The organism is Burkholderia sp. SJZ089 (genome assembly GCF_007828315.1).
Lineage (GTDB): Bacteria > Pseudomonadota > Gammaproteobacteria > Burkholderiales > Burkholderiaceae > Burkholderia > Burkholderia gladioli.
On record NZ_VIUM01000009.1, the window covers coordinates 274160 to 293272 of the forward strand.

Consider the following 19113-nt stretch of genomic DNA (forward strand, 5'->3'; position numbering starts at 1 on the left):
AACAGAAGCATTGACTCAAAACACAACAATTTAATCGGATAGTAAGGCTTGACGTGTTTGATCAATAATGCTGTGAAATTTCCTCTGACTCTCCACAGAAACTTTCAATTTACTCATCATGCCCACCGATCGCTCCAAGGCATCAATAGTCATGGAAATTTTATCAACCGACGAGGCCCTTTTGAAGTCATCATGAGAAATTCTGAGACGAAACTCAAGCACCTTGCCTTTCGACGAAACCTTCGCAACCTCAGGAAATCCAGATATAAATTTTTCAGATAGAATTATCGTCATAAAAGCCCATTTTTCAAATCCTTCCGAAAAAACCTGCCCCTCCATGAATTGATTGACGACGGGCTCAATTGCATTTCTGACAACGCGAGCATCATCACCAATATCCGCCTCGTTCTCTCCGGACATCCACAATTTCATCTATCCCTCCTCAATAATCACTCAAATTCAAAGGTGGGCGCGCACCACCATTAACCGCCTTGTATGCCAAAATCTTTTGATGCTGCCAACAGTGCATCTCCCTCTTCGTCCCAGCGACCTCGGGCTGCATATCCGCGTTAATGCTATCGAGATAAATTTGAGAATACCGAGCCTTTCCCAAAGTAGTTTCACCATACTTAAGAATCGCGCCTGAAGTTCGATCTCTTAGTGTGTAACCAATGGCCGGAACTTTAGTATCCAAGCTATTACCATGAACCTTTCCATCACATGGATCATCATCACAAGAACATTTCTTTCCTGGCTTTTGCCCTTGAGAAAATGTACCGTTCTTGTTTCTTGGCTGCCCAGGCCACAAACCTAACGGATCGACCCATTCGGCAGAATTAGGTGCGTACTGATATAGATTGCTACCGCCTTCGAGCTTGATCGGATCCCGTGACGTAAACCTGCCCGACACAGGATCGTAATACCGATGCCGGTTGTAATGCAGCCCCGTCTCATCATCCACCTGCTGCCCCTGGAACCGCAGCGTATTCCTCGCCACCGCGCCCCCCGACGCAGCCGAAGCCCGCTCGATCACCTCCCGCGTCTCGCCCCAGGCCTTGTACGCCGCCTCCCACACCACCTCACCAGCCTCGTCCGTCATCATCAACGGTGTACCGATCTGGTCGCAGTAATAGAACATCACCCGCGCATCGCCCCGCGCCACCGGCACCCGCTGCAGCGGATCATCCTCCGGCCGATACCGATCCCCCTCGCGCGCAACCGGCGTCTCGATCCCCTCGACCGGCGCCGTCACATACTGCGCCATCGGCACGAAGGTCCGTGCCTCATACACATAATGCGTGCTCCGTGCCTCGTCCGATTCATACGCCAGCGTATCCCCATCCCAGCCGAACACGGTCCGCGCGCCGTTGACCTCCTTGGCAATCCGCCGCCCCAGCGCGTCATAGTAGTAACTCGATGCGCTCCGTCTCTCGCCCTCCTCAACCTGCGCAGCCTGCATCCAGTCAAACGCATCCCACTCATACCGCTGCGTCCCCGAGGGCGAATGCTTCCGAATCAAATGCCCTTGCGCTTCGTAATCGAAGTGCGTCCCGGCATATTCCCGCAGCAGGTTGCCGAGCACCTTCGGTACCGAAGCTGGCAAGGTGCTTTCACTACGCGCCGCCAGACCTGCTTGCGTCCTCGCATTCTCCGGCCGCCCCGGATCCACGATATTGCTCGCCGGATCGAACGCAAACCGTTCACGCAAGCCCGGCGCAATCGCCTCGATCAATCGCCCGACCGGGTCATACCGGTAATCCGTCGCCCCCTTCCGGCTGTCCTCAATCTGCGTCAACTGCCCGGCGGCATCGTATCGATACCGGCGCATGCTCAACGCGGCCAGCGCCTTGTCGCGCTGGATGCTCTGCCGCTCGATCCGCCCGGCCGGGTCGTACATCAGGCTCTGCACGACCCGGCTCGACAACGTCCGCTTCACTTCGCGATGCAGATCATCGCGCTCCAGTTGCAGCCCGCGCAAATGCCCAGAGCCTATCGACACTCACATCAAGATAAAAACTCCTTCGCCGCCCCTCTCACATCAGCACCGATCGAATTATCACTTGATATCCTTCTCATCAAATCAATAAAAAAAACCTTCAAATCCCCATCAACACCATTTATCACCCTATTCAACATCCAAACAGTATGAACGGTAGGATTTCTGGACAAAGATTCGATCAATTTCTGCTCGTAACCTTTTCCGAAATACCGCTCAGCCGTATGAACAATTGCCCCCGGGCTTCCAAAATCTTCGTTTGGATTATTCTCCAATATAGAAAACAGTGCATCGAGAAATTGACCTCCATCACTTCGACCATCAATTTCATCACACAAATCATCAAGCTCGTCTAAATCCATAGACGAACTTAAATCATTCAACCTTTTCTCTATTTCTTTAGCATCCATCAAAAATCCCCAGAAAATTATTTGCCAAGCGTCTTTGCATGATTCAGGGCAGCCTGCCTGATGTTATCCACCGTTGCGTCAGGAATCCCATTCGCCCTCAAAATATCCGCATTCGCCTCAATATTCTGCTGAGCTGTTTGCTTGGTCACATCCAAAGCCCGCTGCGCCTTATTCACCGCCTTATGACAATCACAATTCAATGCAATTACCGGATTATTTTTTGAAGAATCCGTAGACAATCGATTTGATGCCAAACCTTGATTCTTCAGCCAAGCATGCTGCAGAACCTCATGCCCTTCAAGCCTATCGCCGACAGCAGAACGCTTCACAAAATCCGAATAAGTAGTAACTTCATTTTCCTGGATCGGCGTACCAGCCAAGCCCAATTGATCCACCCAAGACACGGAATTAGGAGCATATTGGTAAACATTAATACCGCCCGCAAGCTTGATCGGATCCCGTGATGTAAACCTGCCCGACACAGGATCGTAATACCGATGCCGGTTGTAATGCAGCCCCGTCTCATCATCCACCTGCTGCCCCTGGAACCGCAGCCTATTCCTCGCCACCGCGCCCCCCGACGCAGCCGAAGCCCGCTCGATCACCTCCCGCGTCTCGCCCCAGGCCTTGTACGCCGCCTCCCACACCACCTCACCAGCCTCGTCCGTCATCATCAACGGTGTACCGATCTGGTCGCAGTAATAGAACATCACCCGCGCATCGCCCTGCGCCACCGGCACCCGCTGCAGCGGATCATCCTCCGGCCGATACCGATCCCCCTCGCGCGCAACCGGCGTCTCGATCCCCTCGACCGGCGCCGTCACATACTGCGCCATCGGCACGAAGGTCCGCGCCTCATACACATAATGCGTGCTCCGTGCCTCGTCGGATTCATACGCCAGCGTATCCCCATCCCAGCCGAACACGGTCCGCGCGCCGTTGACCTCCTTGGCAATCCGCCGCCCCAGCGCGTCATAGTAGTAACTCGATGCGCTCCGTCTCTCGCCCTCCTCAACCTGCGCAGCCTGCATCCGGTCAAACGCATCCCACTCATACCGCTGCGTCCCCGCGGGCGAACGCTTCTGAATCAAATGCCCTTGCGCGTCGTAATCGAAGTGCGTCCCGGCATATTCCCGCAGCAGGTTGCCGAGCACCTTCGGCACCGAAGCTGGCAAGGTGCTTTCACTACGCGCCGCCAAGCCAGCTTGCGTCCTCGCATTCTCCGGCCGCCCCGGATCCACGATATTGCTCGCCGGATCGAACGCAAACCGTTCACGCAAGCCCGGCGCAATCGCTTCGATCAATCGCCCGACCGGGTCATACCGGTAATCCGTCGCCCCCTTCCGGCTGTCCTCAATCTGCGTCAACTGCCCGGCGGCATCGTATCGATACCGCCGCATGCTCAACGCGGCCGGCGCCTTGTCGCGCTGGATGCTCTGCCGCTCGATCCGCCCGGCCGGGTCGTACATCAGGCTCTGCACGACCCGGCTCGACAGCGTCCGCTTCACTTCGCGATGCAGATCATCGCGCTCCAGCTGCAGCCGCTCTTCTCCATCCACCAGCAAGCCGTGCACATGCCCCGAGCCATACATCAGCCAATCGATCGTGTGCCCGTCCGGCCGCACGCTGCGAATCCGGTTCCCCAGCTCGTCATAGCCGTGATGCCAGACATAACTGCGCTTCACCCCAAAAACATCATACGCATGATGTTCCCGCACAAGGTTTCCGACCGGATCGAAGAAGCGCTGAATCCGGCTGTACCGGTTGCTCGCCTCCACCAGTCGTCCGCTTGCATCGTAGGCAAAGCGCTCCGCCTCGTCGCCGCACAATCGCTTCGCGAACCGCCCTGCCCGATCCTGCTCAACCTGCGTCACCCGCCCCGCATCGTCGATCGCGCTGAGACGTCCGCTACCCTCGTCATACGTATAAAGCGTCGACTTGCCGTCGAACTCGACTTCCTCGAGCAAGCGCCCGACCGGGTCATACCGGAACGTATACGACGCGTCGTTCGCATCGGTCAGCCTGACGAGCCGCCCGAGCCGGTCATAGCCATACCCCAGGCGCTGACCGAGCGGATCGATACGCGACGCAACCCGCCCGGCCGCGTCATACGAATATCGCGTCACACGCTGCAGCGGATCCGTCGCCGCCAGCAAACGCCCTTCCGAGTCGTACTGAACACGCTCGACACCGGCCGGCGAACGAATCTCCTCCAATTGCCCGTTCGCCGCGTACTGGAACGTCGTCATCGTCCCTGCGGCATCCTTGGTCCCGCTCAGGCGGCCCGCCGCGTCATACGTCCACTGCGTCGTCTTCCCCGAGCAATCGCGATACGCCAGCAACCTGCCGCCCGCGTCGTAGCTCATCGACTTCGCGCCGCCCTTCGCATCGATCACCGTGATCGGCAGGCCCTGCTCGTTGTACTCGTACTTCGTCTCGTGGCCGAGCGGATCCTTGGCCGCAACGATATTCCCCGCGTCGTCGAACGCCTGCGTCCAGGCGTATCCATGCGGATCGATCGTCTTGACGAGCTGATCCTTCGCGTCGTATTCCATCTCGACGACCGAGCCGTCCACTCGCCGATGCCGCACGAAGTTGCCGCGCGCGTCGTAGTCGAGGAACTCGATGCCGCCATCGCGATGGATATACTGCACCAGCTTGTCATTGCCATCGCGATACATCCACTCTTCACTGCCATCCGGGTAGATCACCCGGAACGTGAAGCCCTTGATGTTGTAGTAGTGGCGCGTGACGTTGCCAAGCGCGTCCGTCACGCTCACCATCCGGAAGTCCGGATGCCAGGCCAGCGTGACCTCGTCGCTGCCGTCGTCGCGATACTCGCGCAAGCAACGCGCCCTGGCGTGCGTGCCGTCCCATTCGAGGTTCATGCCGCGGCCGGTGCGATCGGTATAACGCGTCAGCAGGTGATGCCGGTAGCGATACTCGCGTCGATTGCCGAAACGATCGCAGGCCGCGACCAGATCCCCTTCGCGATCGTATTCATAGGCAGCCAGGCGCCCGACGCGCTCGCCTTGCGCGTCGTGCTCGACAATCTCGACGATGCGCCCCTGCGCATCGAGTTTGAAGGCGACCTGCACATGCGGCATGATCAGCCGATACAAACGCCCCTCGGCATCGTAGTCGAACGTCTGCTGGTTGCCGGCGCGATCCTTGATGAAGGCGATGCGATAGCGATCGCCATGACGCTCGTAAGCCTCGAGCATGTCATGCCCTCGCGTCAGCGTCAGCCAACGCTCGTCGACACGCAGCAACGTCAGGTTCTCGGCAAGATCGTCGTGCGCGGCCCCGATATCGAGCAAGGGGTAATCGAGGCTGCGCCCTTCGGCATCGTGATAGACCAGCTTGGTGGCATGCACGTCGAAGCGCGTCGTGTACGGCGTGATCCAGCGAGGGCCGAGTTCGCCGCCCTGGTCGTTCGCATCGAAGAACGATCGATAGGTCCGCACCCAGGTGATCGGCAGGGGCCCGTCGATGCTGAAGTCATCGTGGTCGATCCGCTCGTCGCCGAACGCGAATCCGATCGATCCTTTCGAGCGCGAAGGCGGCGTCTTGACGGGCCCATTCAACGAGCAGCAGCCACCACCGGGAAGCTGCGCGGCGGCCGTCGAGCGCAGCGTCTCCTTCGCCCCCTGCCCCCGCACCTCCTCCGCCTTCGTGGTTCCCTGCGAGGGAATGCCCTTCTCCTGCGGCTTCGGATTCACCTTGCGCCAGCGCCGAACGCCTTCCTCCGCCGCCAGGATCAACCAGCCGATCTTGCCGACCTCGTTGCCGTCCAGCCCCTTCACGGCCTTCTGCACGGCCGGAACCTTCTGCCGAAGCGTGTCGGCGATCCCCATCAGCTTCGCGCTGGCATCCGAGTTGAACGCCTTGGCCGTTGCAGTGGCGGTATTCACCGTGCCCTTGGCCACGATCGCGAACGCGTCATGGAACAGCATGCCGATGCTGCTGAAGGTCTCGCCCGGCTTGTAGAGGATGTTGTGCCCCGCCTCCTGCAGATGTTTCTCCGCGGCGTCGACGTTCTTGCTGTAGTCCAGCGGCTTGCCAGCCGCATGCGCGAACAGATCGGCCAGCCCATTCATCAGCGCGCCGAGAAACTCCGCCGCGCGGTTCAGCACCTCCGCCAGGTCCTTGCGCAGCTCGGCGATGAAGGTCTCGATCTCACCGGCATATCGTGCCTGCAGGCTCGACACGATGGCCGTGATGATGCCCTGCTGCACCAGTTGCAAGGCAGCCCCGCCCGCCGCCTTGCCATTCTTCACCACTTCCTCGCGGATCAGCTTGAGCATCGGCCGCGCGCCCATGCGAACCTGCGCGGTGCCCGCCGGAATCGGGATGATGCCGATCACGTCGAGCCCGAGGTTCAACCAGTCGAACAGATCGATCGGCCGGTCGCCATGGTCGAGCATCGCGCGGATATCGGAGATCAGGTCCACGGCCGCGAAGATGTTCGCGATGACGGGCATGTTGCGCGCCACCGTCTCCACGCGCTCGAGGGTGACCAGGCCGCCGCTGATGTCGATCAGCCACTTGTTCAGGTCCTTGAGGTTCGCGTCGATATCCACCGGGTGGAAATCGCTGAGCGGCGAGACGAAAACATCGGTCGGCTTCGGTTGGATGGTGGCCGAATCAGTCATGGTCGAGTCGTTCTATGGATGCTTTTATCGGAATGGCGAGGTGCACGATCAGGCGCGTGTCAGACCCATTTCAAGGCGGCGGCCGCGCCGCGCGCGCCCTGCGCGAGTCCACCGAGTTGCTGCGCGGTCGACTTCAGCGCGCCGGCCTGCGCGAGCGCGCCCTGTGCCCCCGCGGGCAAGGCGCCCGTCAAGGCCTGCTGCGCTGCCCCCAGCCCCTTCGAAGCGAAAGCGCCGGTCAACCCCGAGGCACCGCCCGACATCGCCGATCCCGCCAGCCCCGCGACGCTACTCAACGCACCGCCGGCACCACCGGCGCCTCCCGCCGCGCCGGCCAAGCCGCCCAAACCACCCAGCCCGCCCGAAGCGAGCGAGCCGGCCGCGCCCAGCGCGCCGCCGATACCGCCGGCCGACGCGGCGCCGGCCGCCCCCGCTACCGAACCGGCCGCCTTCGCGACCGATGCCAGGGACGCAATCGAACTCGCCGAAGGCAGCAGCGAACCGAGCTGCGATTGCGCGGTGGCGCTCGCGCCGGCCGCCGAGGCATCCTCGGCCGACGGCCAGGTCGGCAGCGTGAACTCGCTGGCCTTGTCGCCCTGCGAACGCGGGTCCTTGCCGAACACCACCTGCACCACGCCCGGCGGCAGCCCGCTGACCACCGCCTTGCCGCTCGCGTCGAGCGCGCCCTGGCGCAGCACGCCGCCATTCGCATCGAGCACGGAGAACAAACCGCCCTTCACGGCCGAGCCGTTCGCATATTGATGCAGCAGCTCGAGCTGCCCAGGCTGGTCGGGCCGCGCCGAGGGCAGCGGATAACCCTTGCTGGCCGGCCCGGCGAAGACGTGCGAAGCCCCCTTCACATCGACCTTGCCCGGCGTATGGATCTCGATGTTGCCGCCCGCGATGCGGATATAGCCGCCGCCGCTGGTCAGCAGGATTCCCTGGTCGGCGGCCAGTTCGATCCGGTCGGTGGCCGACAGGATCTTGACGGTCTTCTGCGCGGTCAACTCGACGTTGTCGTCCTGCGCCTGGATCTCCACCTTGCCCTTGGCCGCGAACAGCTTCATGCCGGCGTTCTGCACGAACAGGCTCAGCTTCTCGCCGATGCTCGCGATCAGCGACTTGCCGGCCACCACGTGGGTGCTCTGGCCGCTCACCAGGTTGACATGCCGGGTCGCGGCCAGATGCGCGGATTGCTGCGAGGACAGGCCGATGCCGGCCGGGCTGCCGAACACCAACACCGGCTGCTTGAACGCGTTGGCGTTGCCGGTGCCGCCGCCGGCGGTGTTGCCGCCCGAGGCGCCGGCGCCGCTCACGCTGTTCTGCGTGGCATCGGTCAGCTCGCGCATCGCGTCATGCGCGTCCTGCAGGCTTTCCGCTTGGTGCTGGACGCTCGCCTCCGACAGCGATTCGACCAGGCTCTCGGCGCCCACCAGCTGCTGCTGCGTCTCCTGCACGTCGAGCGGCTGGCTGCTGCTCCCCTTGGGATGCGTGCTGACATACAGGCCCTGGCTCGCGCGCACGGCGCCGTAATCGTCGGTACGCAGGTCGAAACCGCTGCCGAGATAGGCACCGCGCGAGTTGCCGCTCTGGTCGATCAGATAGCCCAGGTGCAGCATGCTGTTGGCACTGCTGCTCATCAGCTGCACGCGGTTCTGGCCGGTCGCGTCGTCCAGCACCATCTGGTTGTAGCCGCTGCCCGAATACTCCTTCGAGCGGTATCCCGACAGGATGCCGTTGCTGTGCCATTGCGGCGTGGCCTGGCCGTTGTAGACGCGCGCCACGGCCAGCGGCCGGTCGCAATCGCCGCCGATGTGGTCGATCAACACTTCCTCGCCGATGCGAGGCAAATGCACGCCGCCATAACCGCCGCCGGTATCGGACTGCACCACGCGCACCCAGGTCGAGGCACCCTGGTCGGCGGGATTCACGCGATCCCAGACGAACTGCACGCGGATCCGGTTCAGCTCGTCGGTATAGACCTCCTCGCCATCGGGCCCGACCACGATCGCGGTCTCCAGGTGCATCTCGGGCTTGCGATGTTCGAGCGGGCTGCGATACGGCACGTTGCTGCGCTGCGCCTCGACCTCGACGCGGAAGAAACCAATCGAGCCGTCGGCATGCGCGAGCTGCCCCGCCGCGCCGCCCTCGGCCGCGCGCACCTGCGCGAGTTCGGCCTCGAGGCTGTGCGGGAAATGCGCCGCGCCCGTCACCGGCGTATTGTTCTCGATCCACCAGGCCACCTCGATGGTCGCGAACTCGCGTTGCGAGGCGGGATCGCCGTCATGCACGGGGTGATTGGCCAGCGTGAAGCGGCGCCCCGCATCGAGCGCACGAGCGGCACCGCCGCCGTGGAAGCGCTTGGCGCGCGACTCCCATTCCTCCATGCGGATCTGCGAGAGCCTGTCGCCATGCTGCTGGTCGCCGAAGGTATAGGCGCCCGTGTATTCGTAGACTTCGAGCTGGTCGGGCAGCGCGCCCTGGTTGCCCATGGTCGGCGTCAGCGTGCCCTTGGGATTGGCGGGCGCGGCGGGGTTCTTGTAGTCGAAGCTGCGCGTGGTCAGGGTCGCGCTCTGCAGGGTCCGCGTGCCCGACCATTGCGTCAGCGCATCGGTTTCGGCGCCGGTCGCGAGGCGCGCGAAGTTGACGGTCTTCGGCGCCAGCTCGGGCAGCGAGGTGATCGTATCGGTCACCACCAGCGTGTGCGACTTGCCGTCGGCACCCTGCTCCCAATAGCCGTAAAGGCCTTCGTTCTCGAACAGGCGATGCACGAAGTTCCAGTCGGTCTCGCTCTGCCGCGTGTAGGAGCGGTTAGCGAGCGGCTGCGAGAGCGCGAAGCGAAAGCGGCCCTGCGCCTCGGGATGGGTGTTGAAGATATCGGTGACGATCGCGTCGGCGCTCTTGTCGATCCAGATCTTCTGGTCGCGCCGGAAATGCAGGATGTGCAGCCAGGCGCGCACGTCCAGCTGATACGTGGTGAGGCCGCCGTCGGCGCCGAGCCGGCGCGCGGTGAACACGTGCCCCTGGATCGGCCGGTAACTCGCGTCGGCCTGCTGGATCCACAGCGTGACCGGTTGCGCGATCAGGCTCTTCAAGGCGATATCGTCGTCCGACGACACCACGTCCAGCGTAAAGCCGTAATCGCGCCCGAGCGTCGAACGCCCGATCACACGTTGCACGACCAGTTTGTCAGCCCCAAGCGGTGTATCGAGTTTTACGAGCCGGTCCTGTTGAATCACGCCGGCCTGCATCGCCCCCGCGATATCCTGCACGTTCATGGTGGTTCGCCCTTCTTCTTATTTCAGCGCTCTCGGAAAGCGTCTGCTCAATCGACTGACGATTGTAACCGGGCGAATCGGCATTGGTGCGTCGTCCCGGCCCGGCACACACGAGTTAACGTTTCCGGATTAGATAATCGATCCGACTGCTCGCAATTAATACCGAAACAATTGAAAGTTATAAATCGGGCCGTGTAATTTATTCTGATTGGAGCCGGCCGATTCGTCTCAGGTCCATCGCTCCCGATCAATCCTTCTGAATCGCCGGAGCCGGTTCGTAGGCGAGTTCGAGCCGATAAGCCAGCGCAATGAACAGGCTCTGCGCGAGCCCCATGGTGCTGGTCAGCGAGCGGAAGCCGAAGGTATCCGATTCCTGCAGCAGCAGGGCCACGTCGGCGCCGCTGGCCAGCGCGTTGAGCCGGCTGTCGGTGATCGCGATCAGCTTCGCGCCGCGCTGCAGCGCGTCCTCGACGATCTTCTGCGTCTCCTGTGCATACGGCGCGAACGACACGGCCAGCAGCACCTCGCCCTCGCGCAGCGAACGCAACTGCCCCGCCTGCATGCCGCCGAGTCCGGAGACGAGCTGGATGCGCTTGCCGGTGTGCTGCAGCGCATAGTCGAGGTAGGCCACCACCGGGAACGAGCGGCGTACGCCGGCCAGCCAGATCGCGTCGGTGGCGGCCAACAGCTCGACCGCGCGATCGAAGGCCGCCGCGTCGAGCGAGGCCGCCAGTTGCTGCATGCCGGCGATGCTGTCCTCGAGGAATTCGCCGGCGAGTTCGCTGGTCTTGCGACGCCCGCCGCGCTCGATGATGCCGCGGATCCGCGACTGGTAGCTAAGGTCGGGGGCCACGCGCCGCACCATCGCGTCGCGGAACAGGCGCTGCATCTCGGAGAAACCCGAGAAGCCGAAATGCTTGGCGAAGCGCACCACGGCCGAGGGCTGCACGCCGCAATCGTCGGCCACCTCCTGCACGCCCTGCAGGCCGACGCGCCCCGGATGTGCCTCGACATGGCGGGCGATCAGTTTCAGTTGCTTGCTGAGCGAGGCGAATTGCGCCGAGATGTCCGCCAGCAACGCTTCGGGCGTGCGGCGCCCGCTGTCCGGCTCAGTGCCGGCGGCGGCGGGTCGGGAAGATGGCATACGGTGGCGGGCGGGTCGTTATCGTGTGGCGCCATTCTAGCAACAGGGCCGGCCACGCCTCGTCACGGCTTCGGGCAGTCGCCATCGACGAGCTCAAACCGCGGCAGGGCGCGCCGGCGGCTCGCGCAACTCGATCCCGGTCCACTGCCCGCTCTCGCACAACTCGACCACCAGCTCGCCGATCACATGGCGCACCGCCAGCGAGGCCGAGCTGACCGGCAGCGCATTCGGCCAGCACAGGCTGCCGGGCCGGCGAATCAGCGGGTCGACGATGCGGCGCATCTTCGGGCGGTCGGCCGCCGCGCGCGAGGCCACCGATACGGAGGGCAGGATGGTGCAGGCCGCGCCCGATTGCGCGATCGCCAGCAGGGTCGGCAGCGAATCGACCTCGGCGATGATGTTGAGCGGCACCTGCTCGCGCGCGAAGGTCCGCTCCAGCAGCACGCGCAGCCCGTTCGAGGCGCCGGGCGCCACCATCGGCACGCCGGCCAGCGAAGCCAGCGTGCAGTTGCGCGCGCGCGCCGACATGCCTTCGGGCTCGCCCATCAGGCACAGCTCCTCGTCGAACAACGGCACGGTGGAAATGCCCGGCGTATTGGTATCGCGAAACAGGATCGCCAGATCGAGCCGGCCGTTGGCGAGCAGCTCGTTCAGGTAGCCGCTCATGCTCTCGAAGAACTGCAGCCGGATGCCGGGATAACGCGCGCGCACGCGTTCGAACACCGGCATCGCGAGGATCGCCGACATGGTGGTGGGAAAGCCGATCGCGACCGTGCCGGATTCGGCACCCACGCCCTCGCGCACCTCCTGCCGCAACTGCTCCATCTGGTGCAGCACCAGCCGGCCATGCCGATAGAGCGCCTGCCCGGCGGCGGTCGGCTTCACGCCTTGCGGACTCCTGACCAGCAACTGCACCCCCAGGTCGTCTTCCAGTTTGGCGATCTGCTGGCTCAGCGAGGGCTGCGCCACGTAGAGCATCTCGGCGGCCTTGCCGAGGCTGCCGTAGTCGACGATGTTGACGAAGTAGCGAAGCTGGCGGATATCCATGGTGCGATGCGGGAGGCGGAAGCGGTCATAGGATACCCCTATGCCCGGCACATTCAATCGGTATTTCCGGTGCCCGCCGCATTCTTCTACAGTCCTTGCATTCGAAGCCGGATGCGCTCGTCGCGTCCCGGCAGAAGCCCAGCAGGAGACGACCCACGATGTCACCCGATCATCGCGCCACGCCGAACGCCGCCGATCACCCCGTCCAGACCGCCAGCGATCGCATCGCGGCCGCGCCGGCCGCCGCGCTGGCGGCCACGCTCGATCTCGACACGCGCCCCGCCCCTGGCGATCCGCTGCCGCCGCTCTGGCATTGGCTCTATTTCTGGTCGGTCGCGCCGCAAGCGGCGTTGGGCCCGGACGGCCATGCCGCCACCGGCGGTTTCCTGCCCGATCTCGGCCTGCCGCGCCGGATGGCGGCCGGCGGGCGGCTCCGGTTCGCCGCGCCGCTGCCGATCGGCGCCGAGGCCTCGCGCGAATCGCGGGTGCTGTCGATCGAGCGGAAATCGGGCCGCAGCGGGCACCTGGCCTTCGTCACGGTGCTGCATGAGATCCGCGTGGCCGGCAGCGCCGCGCCGGTAATCCGCGAGGAACAGGACATCGTCTATCGCGAGGCCGCGCGCCCCGGCGGGGCGCAGCCGATGCCGGCACCGCTCGCCGCGCCCGGGAACGCTGATTGGGAGCGCGGTATTTCGCCCTCCGAAGCGCTGCTGTTCCGCTACTCGGCGCTGACCTTCAACGGCCACCGGATCCACTACGACCGCGACTACGCGCGCGGCGTCGAGGCTTATCCCGACCTGGTCGTGCACGGCCCGCTGATCGCCACCCTGCTGCTCGACGCGGCGGCCCGCTTCGCGCCCGATGCCGTGGTGCGCGAGTACCGCTACAAGGCGCTGCGCCCGACCTTCGCCGGCCAGTCCTTCACCGTCTGCGGGCGCCGCGCCGAGGACGGCTGCACGCTCGAACTCTGGGCCAGGGACCACGAAGGCTGGCTGACCATGTCGGCCAGCGCGACGCTCGCCTGAGCGGCGCCTCGTATCGAAATCCCCAGCCTGTTTCCCGACCTCGAGAACCCACTCAATCGATGAACGCCACCACCGACGCCTTCCAGGACATCCGCGATGCCATCCGCGACTTGTGCGGCCAATTTCCCGCCGAGTACTTCCGCAAGATCGACGAGGCACGCGCCTACCCCGCCGAATTCGTCGACGCGCTGACCAAGGCCGGCTGGCTCGCCGCCCTGATCCCGCAGGAATACGGCGGCTCCGGGCTCGGCCTGACCGAAGCCTCGGTGATCATGGAGGAGATCAACCGCAACGGCGGCAACTCGGGGGCCTGCCACGGCCAGATGTACAACATGGGCACCCTGCTGCGCCACGGCTCGGCCGCGCAGAAGGACCGCTACCTGCCGAAAATCGCCTCGGGCGAGCTGCGCCTGCAGTCGATGGGCGTGACCGAGCCCACCACCGGCACCGATACCACGAAGATCAAGACCACCGCCGTGCGCCGCGGCGACCGCTACGTGGTGAACGGCCAGAAGGTGTGGATCTCGCGCGTCCAGCATTCCGACCTGATGATCCTGCTGGCGCGCACCACGCCGCTGGCCGAGGTCAGCAAGAAGAGCGAGGGCATGTCGATCTTCATCGTCGACCTGCACGAGGCGATCGGCCGGGGCATGACGGTGCAGCCGATCCCGAACATGGTCAACCACGAGACCAACGAGCTGTTCTTCGACAATCTCGAGATCCCCGCCGAGAACCTGATCGGCGAGGAAGGCCAGGGCTTCCGCTACATCCTCGACGGCCTGAACGCGGAGCGCACCCTGATCGCGGCCGAGTGCATCGGCGACGGCTACTGGTTCGTCGACAAGGTCTCGCAATACGCCAAGGACCGCGTGGTGTTCGGCCGACCGATCGGCCAGAACCAGGGCGTGCAGTTCCCGATCGCGCGCGCCTACATCAACGTCGAGGCCGCCAGCCTGATGCGCTTCGAGGCCGCCCGCCGCTTCGACGCCCACGAGCCTTGCGGCGCCCAGGCCAACATGGCCAAGCTGCTGGCCGCCGACGCCTCCTGGGAAGCCGCCAATGCCTGCCTGCAATTCCACGGCGGCTTCGGTTTCGCCTGCGAGTACGACGTCGAGCGCAAGTTCCGCGAGACGCGGCTCTACCAGGTCGCGCCGATCTCGACCAACCTGATCCTGTCCTACGTGGCCGAGCACATCCTCGGCCTGCCGCGCTCGTTCTGAGGGAGAGCCTGTCATGCTGCCACTGGAAGGGATTCGCGTCGTCACCTTCGAGCATGCGATCGCCGCGCCGTTCTGCACGCGCCAGCTCGCCGATCTCGGCGCGCGCGTGATCAAGATCGAGCGGCCCGGCGTCGGCGATTTCGCGCGCGGCTACGACGAGCGCGTCAGGGGCCTGGCCTCGCACTTCGTCTGGACCAATCGCTCCAAGGAAAGCCTGACGCTCGACGTCAAGCAGCCCGAAGCGATCGAGGTGGTGCACCGGCTGCTGGCCGAGGCCGACGTGTTCGTGCAGAACCTCGCGCCCGGCGCCACGCAACGGCTCGGGCTCGACTACGCGAGCCTGGGCGAGCGCTACCCCGGCCTGATCGTCTGCGATATCTCCGGCTACGGCCTGGACGGCCCCTATCGCGACCGCAAGGCCTACGACCTGCTGATCCAGAGCGAGGCCGGCTTCCTGTCGGTGACGGGCTCGCCGGAGCAGCCCGCCAAGGCCGGCTGCTCGGTGTCCGACATCGCCGCCGGCATGTACGCCTACTCGAACATCCTCGCGGCGCTGCTCGCGCGCGGCAGGACCGGCCGCGGCCGGCACATCGACGTATCGATGCTGGAAAGCACGGTGGAATGGATGAGCTATCCGCTCTACTACGCCTTCGACGGCCAGAATCCTCCCCAGCGCGCCGGCGCCTCGCACGCCACGATCTTTCCCTATGGACCGTTTCGCGCCGGCGACGGCAACACGGTGATCCTCGGGCTGCAGAACGAGCGCGAATGGCAGAGCTTCTGCGAGAGCGTGATCCGCCAGCCCGCGCTGGCCGAGGACGCGCGCTTCAGCTCGAACAGCCGGCGCGTGGCGAATCGCGCCGAACTGAGCGCGCTGATCGAGCAGGCCTTCGCCGCGTTGAGCGCGCGCGAGGTACTCGACCGGCTCGACACGGCGCGCATCGCCAATGCGCAGATGAACGACATGCAGGCGGTCTGGCAGCACGCGCAGCTCGCCGCGCGCCAGCGCTGGACGATGGTCGGCACGCCGGCCGGCGAGATCCCGGCGCTGCTGCCGCCGGGCCTGAGCGCCGCCGACGCGCCGCGCATGGACCCGGTGCCCGCGCTCGGCGAACACACCGACGCGATCCTCGCCGAGCTCGGCTACGACGCGGCGGGCATCGCACGACTGCATGGCTCGGGCGCCGTCTAGCGACAGCGCCCATCCGATCCAGCGAACGCATCACCAATCCACGACAAGACGACGCCCCGCCCGCCCCGGCGAGCCGGGGCGCTACAACGGAGACACCCTCGATGACCCGCACCATCAATGCCGCCGGCCGGCTCGACCGCCTGCCGATATCGCGCTTTCACTGGAAGATCCTCGGCCTGATCGCCGGCGGCGCCTTCCTCGACGCCTTCGACATCTACCTCGCCAACGGCGCGGTGGCCTCGATGGTCAAGGAAGGCTTCACGGACCTGCGCCATGGCGCGATCTTCGTGTCCTCGACCTTCATCGGCATGATGATCGGCGCCTTCGCGGCCGGCTACCTGGGCGACCGGCTCGGCCGGCGCTATTCGTACCAGCTCAACCTGGCCGTGTTCGGGCTCGCCTCGCTGGCGGCCTGCTTCGCGCCGAGCATCGAATGGCTGATCGTGCTGCGCTTGGTGATGGGCATCGGCCTGGGCGCGGAACTGGTGGTGGCGGCCGGCACGCTGGCCGAATTCGTGCCGCCGGCCACGCGCGGCAAGTGGGTCTCGTTGCTGGCCGTGATCACCAACAGCGGCCTGTTCGCGGCGCTCGCGGCCGGCTACTGGATCATCCCGCACCTCGGCTGGCGCTACATGTTCGCGCTGGCCGGCATCGGTGCGCTGGTGGTCTGGTTCCTGCGCAAGCGCATGCCGGAATCGCCGCGCTGGCTCGAGTCGGTCGGCCGGCTCGACGAGGCCGAGGCGACGCTGGCCTCGATCGAGCAACAGGTGCGCGCGCAACATGGCGAGCTGCCGCCGGTCGAGCGCGCCGTCAGCCTGAACGTCGGCAAGGTGCCGATCTCGCGGCTGTTCGCGCCGGACATGCGCGCCCGCCTGCTGGTCGCCGCACTCACCGCGATCGGCGTCAACGTCGGCCTGTACGGCTTCGTCGCCTGGCTGCCGACCTTCTTCGTCGCCGAGGGCCTGTCGGTGGTGAAATCGCTCGGCTTCGTGTTCTTCATGTCGATCGGCTCGCCGGTGGGCGGCCTGATCGGTTACGTGGTGGCCGACCGCTGGGGCCGCGCGCGCAGCATCGTGGTGGCTTCGCTGATCAGCATCGCGCTGGGCTGGATCTACGTGACGCTGCGCGACGCCACCGCGATCGTGGTGGTCGGCTTCGGGCTGGTCAGCGCGCTCTACACGATCACCACGCTCGGGCTGTTCGGTTATATCCCCGAGCTGTTCCCCACCGAGGTGCGCTTGCGCGGCACCGGCGTTGCCGGCACTGCCGGGCGCGCCTCCTCGATCGTGACGCCCTACCTCGCCCTGCTGCTCTATCAGCGCTTCGGCGTGTCGGGCGTGATCTCGATGGTCAGCCTGGTGCTGGCGGTGCTGTGCGTGGCAATCGCGGTGCTGCGCGTCGAGACCAGCCGGCAGGCGCTGGAGGACATCGCGCCGGGCGACGCGGCGGATGGCAGTGCCGCGCAGGCCGCGGCGGTGGCCGGTGCCGCGGACGGGCGCTGAGCGCACGAGCTTCAAAAAAAACGGCCCGACGCGATGTCGGGCCGTCCTCGTTTCGAATCATGCCGGATCCGCCCGGCTAGCGATCGTCATCCGCATCACGATCGAGTTCGGCGAGCTTCGCCACTTCCCGATCCAGATCGGCATATTGTGCATTGCAAAACAATCGGCACAGCCGATCGACATCGGCACGCGCATAGACCTCGAAGCTCGTGACCTCACGATCCAGCTTCGGCTTGCCCAGGCCGAACAAGGCTTTCTTCTCCCGCATCGCCACCGCATTGAGCTGGAAGCTGTCGGCCAGCCCGGCGCCCAGCGCGCTGATCCACAGCTCGCGCCGGTCCGCCTCGTTGCTCAGCACCATGGCCGGCAGCGGCCCGTCCTGCACCTCGTTCCAGCGCGCCAGTTGCTCGCTCCAGGGGAAGCGCTCGAGTGCCTCGATGAATCCGTCGAAATCCGTATTGCCTTGCGAGTCCAGCTGCGCGTAGTCGTAGCCGGTTTTTTGAATGGCATAGGTCAGCATGGGGATGATTTCCGACGAGGGAAAGCGCCACTATACCTCGCCGGCCGGATCGTACTTCCAGGCCATCCATCGTCGATGGCCCGGGTGCCGGCGAGCCGCTCACGAACTCGCCGGCAACCCGCGATCACGCCGACGATCCGCTCGCCGAAACTGCCGTCGCCGCGTGCAGCGCGAGAATCCGTTCGGCACGCAGCACCACCGGCCGATCCACCATCCGGCCGTCGAGCATCACGGCGCTGCCGCCGGCCTCGCGCGCCGCCTCGATCACGCGCCGCGCCCAGTCGATCTCCTGCTCGGCGGGCCGATAGCAACGATGCACCGCCTCGATCTGCTTCGGATGAATGCAGAGCTTGGCGCCGAAGCCATGCAGCTTGCCGTTCACCGCATCGCGCTCGATGCGCGCCACGTCGTGCACGTCGGGCGTCACGCCGTCCACGGGCGGCTCGATGCCGGCCACGCGCGACACCAGCGCGAGTTGCGCGCGATATGGATTGAGCGGCACCCCGTCGTCGCTCATGCCCATCTCGGCGATGAAATCGAGCGTGCCGAACATCAGGCGCCTGACATACGGCGCCCGCGCGATCTCGATGGCATTCCAGATGCCCAGCGCGCTCTCCACGAGCGGGTAGACCGGCACGCGCCGCCGCGCCAGCGCGATCGCGGCCGTCACGTCCTGCGCCGTTTCCGCCTTCGGCAGCACGATGCCGGCCACGCCGTCCAGCGCGCCGAGCTGGGCATCCTGCTCGAACCAGGGCGTGCCGCGAGCGTTGATGCGCACCAGCACCGGCCGGCCGCGCGACACCCAGCCGGCCAGTTGCTCGCGTGCGGCCGGCTTGGCGGCCGGCTCGACGGCGTCCTCCAGATCGACGATCACCGCGTCCGCGCCGCTGGCCAGCGCGCGCTCGAAACGCTCGGGACGATTGCCGGGCACGAACAGATAGGACTGCGCCGGCACCGCCGCCGCGCCCGCCTCGTCACGCGTGCCTGCTTGCGGCGGCCGCGGGAAGGTGTCGATCTCAGAGCGCATCGGTGAGCTCCGGCACCACCGTGAACAGGTCGCCGACGATGCCGTAGTCGGCCACGCTGAAGATCGGCGCTTCCTCGTCCTTGTTGATCGCCACGATCAC

12 protein-coding genes and 2 pseudogenes are annotated in these 19113 nt (G+C 65.0%); 4 read left to right on the forward strand and 10 right to left on the reverse strand.

The features are described 5' to 3' along the window. Positions 1-30: 30 nt before the first annotated feature. The 7 genes and pseudogenes from FB600_RS19050 to FB600_RS19080 all read right to left on the reverse strand — a co-directional run bounded on the left by FB600_RS19050 (position 31) and on the right by FB600_RS19080 (position 12527). A complete protein-coding gene (locus tag FB600_RS19050) occupies positions 31-432 on the reverse strand; it encodes an Imm44 family immunity protein (RefSeq protein ID WP_124076211.1) in 402 nt (133 codons plus the stop codon). A 10-nt stretch (positions 433-442) separates the two neighbouring features. Continuing rightward, a pseudogene (locus FB600_RS19055) lies at positions 443-1990 on the reverse strand (RHS repeat-associated core domain-containing protein); the annotation flags it as partial. Between the two features lie 14 nt (positions 1991-2004). Then, complete coding sequence (locus tag FB600_RS19060; RefSeq protein WP_175427748.1) at positions 2005-2406, reverse strand: hypothetical protein; 402 nt, start codon at positions 2404-2406, stop codon at positions 2005-2007. A gap of 17 nt (positions 2407-2423) precedes the next feature. Next, positions 2424-7061, reverse strand: a complete 4638-nt coding sequence (locus tag FB600_RS19065) for an RHS repeat-associated core domain-containing protein (protein WP_145757175.1) — start codon at positions 7059-7061, stop codon at positions 2424-2426. Positions 7062-7120: 59 nt separating this feature from the next. Then, positions 7121-10336 carry a type VI secretion system Vgr family protein gene (locus tag FB600_RS19070; RefSeq protein ID WP_145757174.1) on the reverse strand — a complete coding sequence of 1072 codons (3216 nt, stop codon included), beginning with the start codon at positions 10334-10336 and terminating at the stop codon, positions 7121-7123. Positions 10337-10583: 247 nt separating this feature from the next. After that, a complete protein-coding gene (locus FB600_RS19075; RefSeq protein ID WP_046575733.1) occupies positions 10584-11480 on the reverse strand; it encodes a MurR/RpiR family transcriptional regulator in 897 nt (298 codons plus the stop codon). A 93-nt stretch (positions 11481-11573) separates the two neighbouring features. Further along, positions 11574-12527, reverse strand: a complete 954-nt coding sequence (locus FB600_RS19080) for a LysR substrate-binding domain-containing protein (RefSeq protein ID WP_013697669.1) — start codon at positions 12525-12527, stop codon at positions 11574-11576. 158 nt (positions 12528-12685) lie between these two features. Between FB600_RS19080 and FB600_RS19085 the strand changes: the two genes are divergently transcribed. The 4 genes from FB600_RS19085 to FB600_RS19100 all read left to right on the forward strand — a co-directional run bounded on the left by FB600_RS19085 (position 12686) and on the right by FB600_RS19100 (position 17466). Next, positions 12686-13552: an acyl-CoA dehydrogenase gene (locus FB600_RS19085; protein ID WP_145757173.1), complete on the forward strand. Its 867-nt coding sequence runs from the start codon at positions 12686-12688 to the stop codon at positions 13550-13552. A 59-nt stretch (positions 13553-13611) separates the two neighbouring features. Further along, complete coding sequence (locus FB600_RS19090; RefSeq protein WP_047837776.1) at positions 13612-14772, forward strand: acyl-CoA dehydrogenase family protein; 1161 nt, start codon at positions 13612-13614, stop codon at positions 14770-14772. 13 nt (positions 14773-14785) lie between these two features. Then, positions 14786-15964: a CaiB/BaiF CoA transferase family protein gene (locus tag FB600_RS19095; protein ID WP_145757172.1), complete on the forward strand. Its 1179-nt coding sequence runs from the start codon at positions 14786-14788 to the stop codon at positions 15962-15964. Positions 15965-16065: 101 nt separating this feature from the next. Then, positions 16066-17466 (forward strand): MFS transporter, encoded by a 1401-nt coding sequence (locus FB600_RS19100; protein WP_096749224.1) that lies wholly within the window; start codon positions 16066-16068, stop codon positions 17464-17466. 76 nt (positions 17467-17542) lie between these two features. Here FB600_RS19100 and FB600_RS19105 read toward each other — a convergent pair whose 3' ends face one another. The 3 genes and pseudogenes from FB600_RS19105 to FB600_RS19115 form a co-directional block, all read right to left on the reverse strand. After that, positions 17543-17986, reverse strand: coding sequence for a hypothetical protein (locus tag FB600_RS19105; RefSeq protein WP_096749225.1), 444 nt, complete (start codon positions 17984-17986; stop codon positions 17543-17545). A gap of 124 nt (positions 17987-18110) precedes the next feature. Next, positions 18111-19013: an HpcH/HpaI aldolase/citrate lyase family protein gene (locus tag FB600_RS19110; protein ID WP_261383419.1), complete on the reverse strand. Its 903-nt coding sequence runs from the start codon at positions 19011-19013 to the stop codon at positions 18111-18113. Then, positions 19003-19113: pseudogene (locus tag FB600_RS19115) on the reverse strand (electron transfer flavoprotein subunit alpha/FixB family protein); the annotation flags it as partial. The pseudogene FB600_RS19115 and the gene FB600_RS19110, both read right to left, overlap by 11 nt.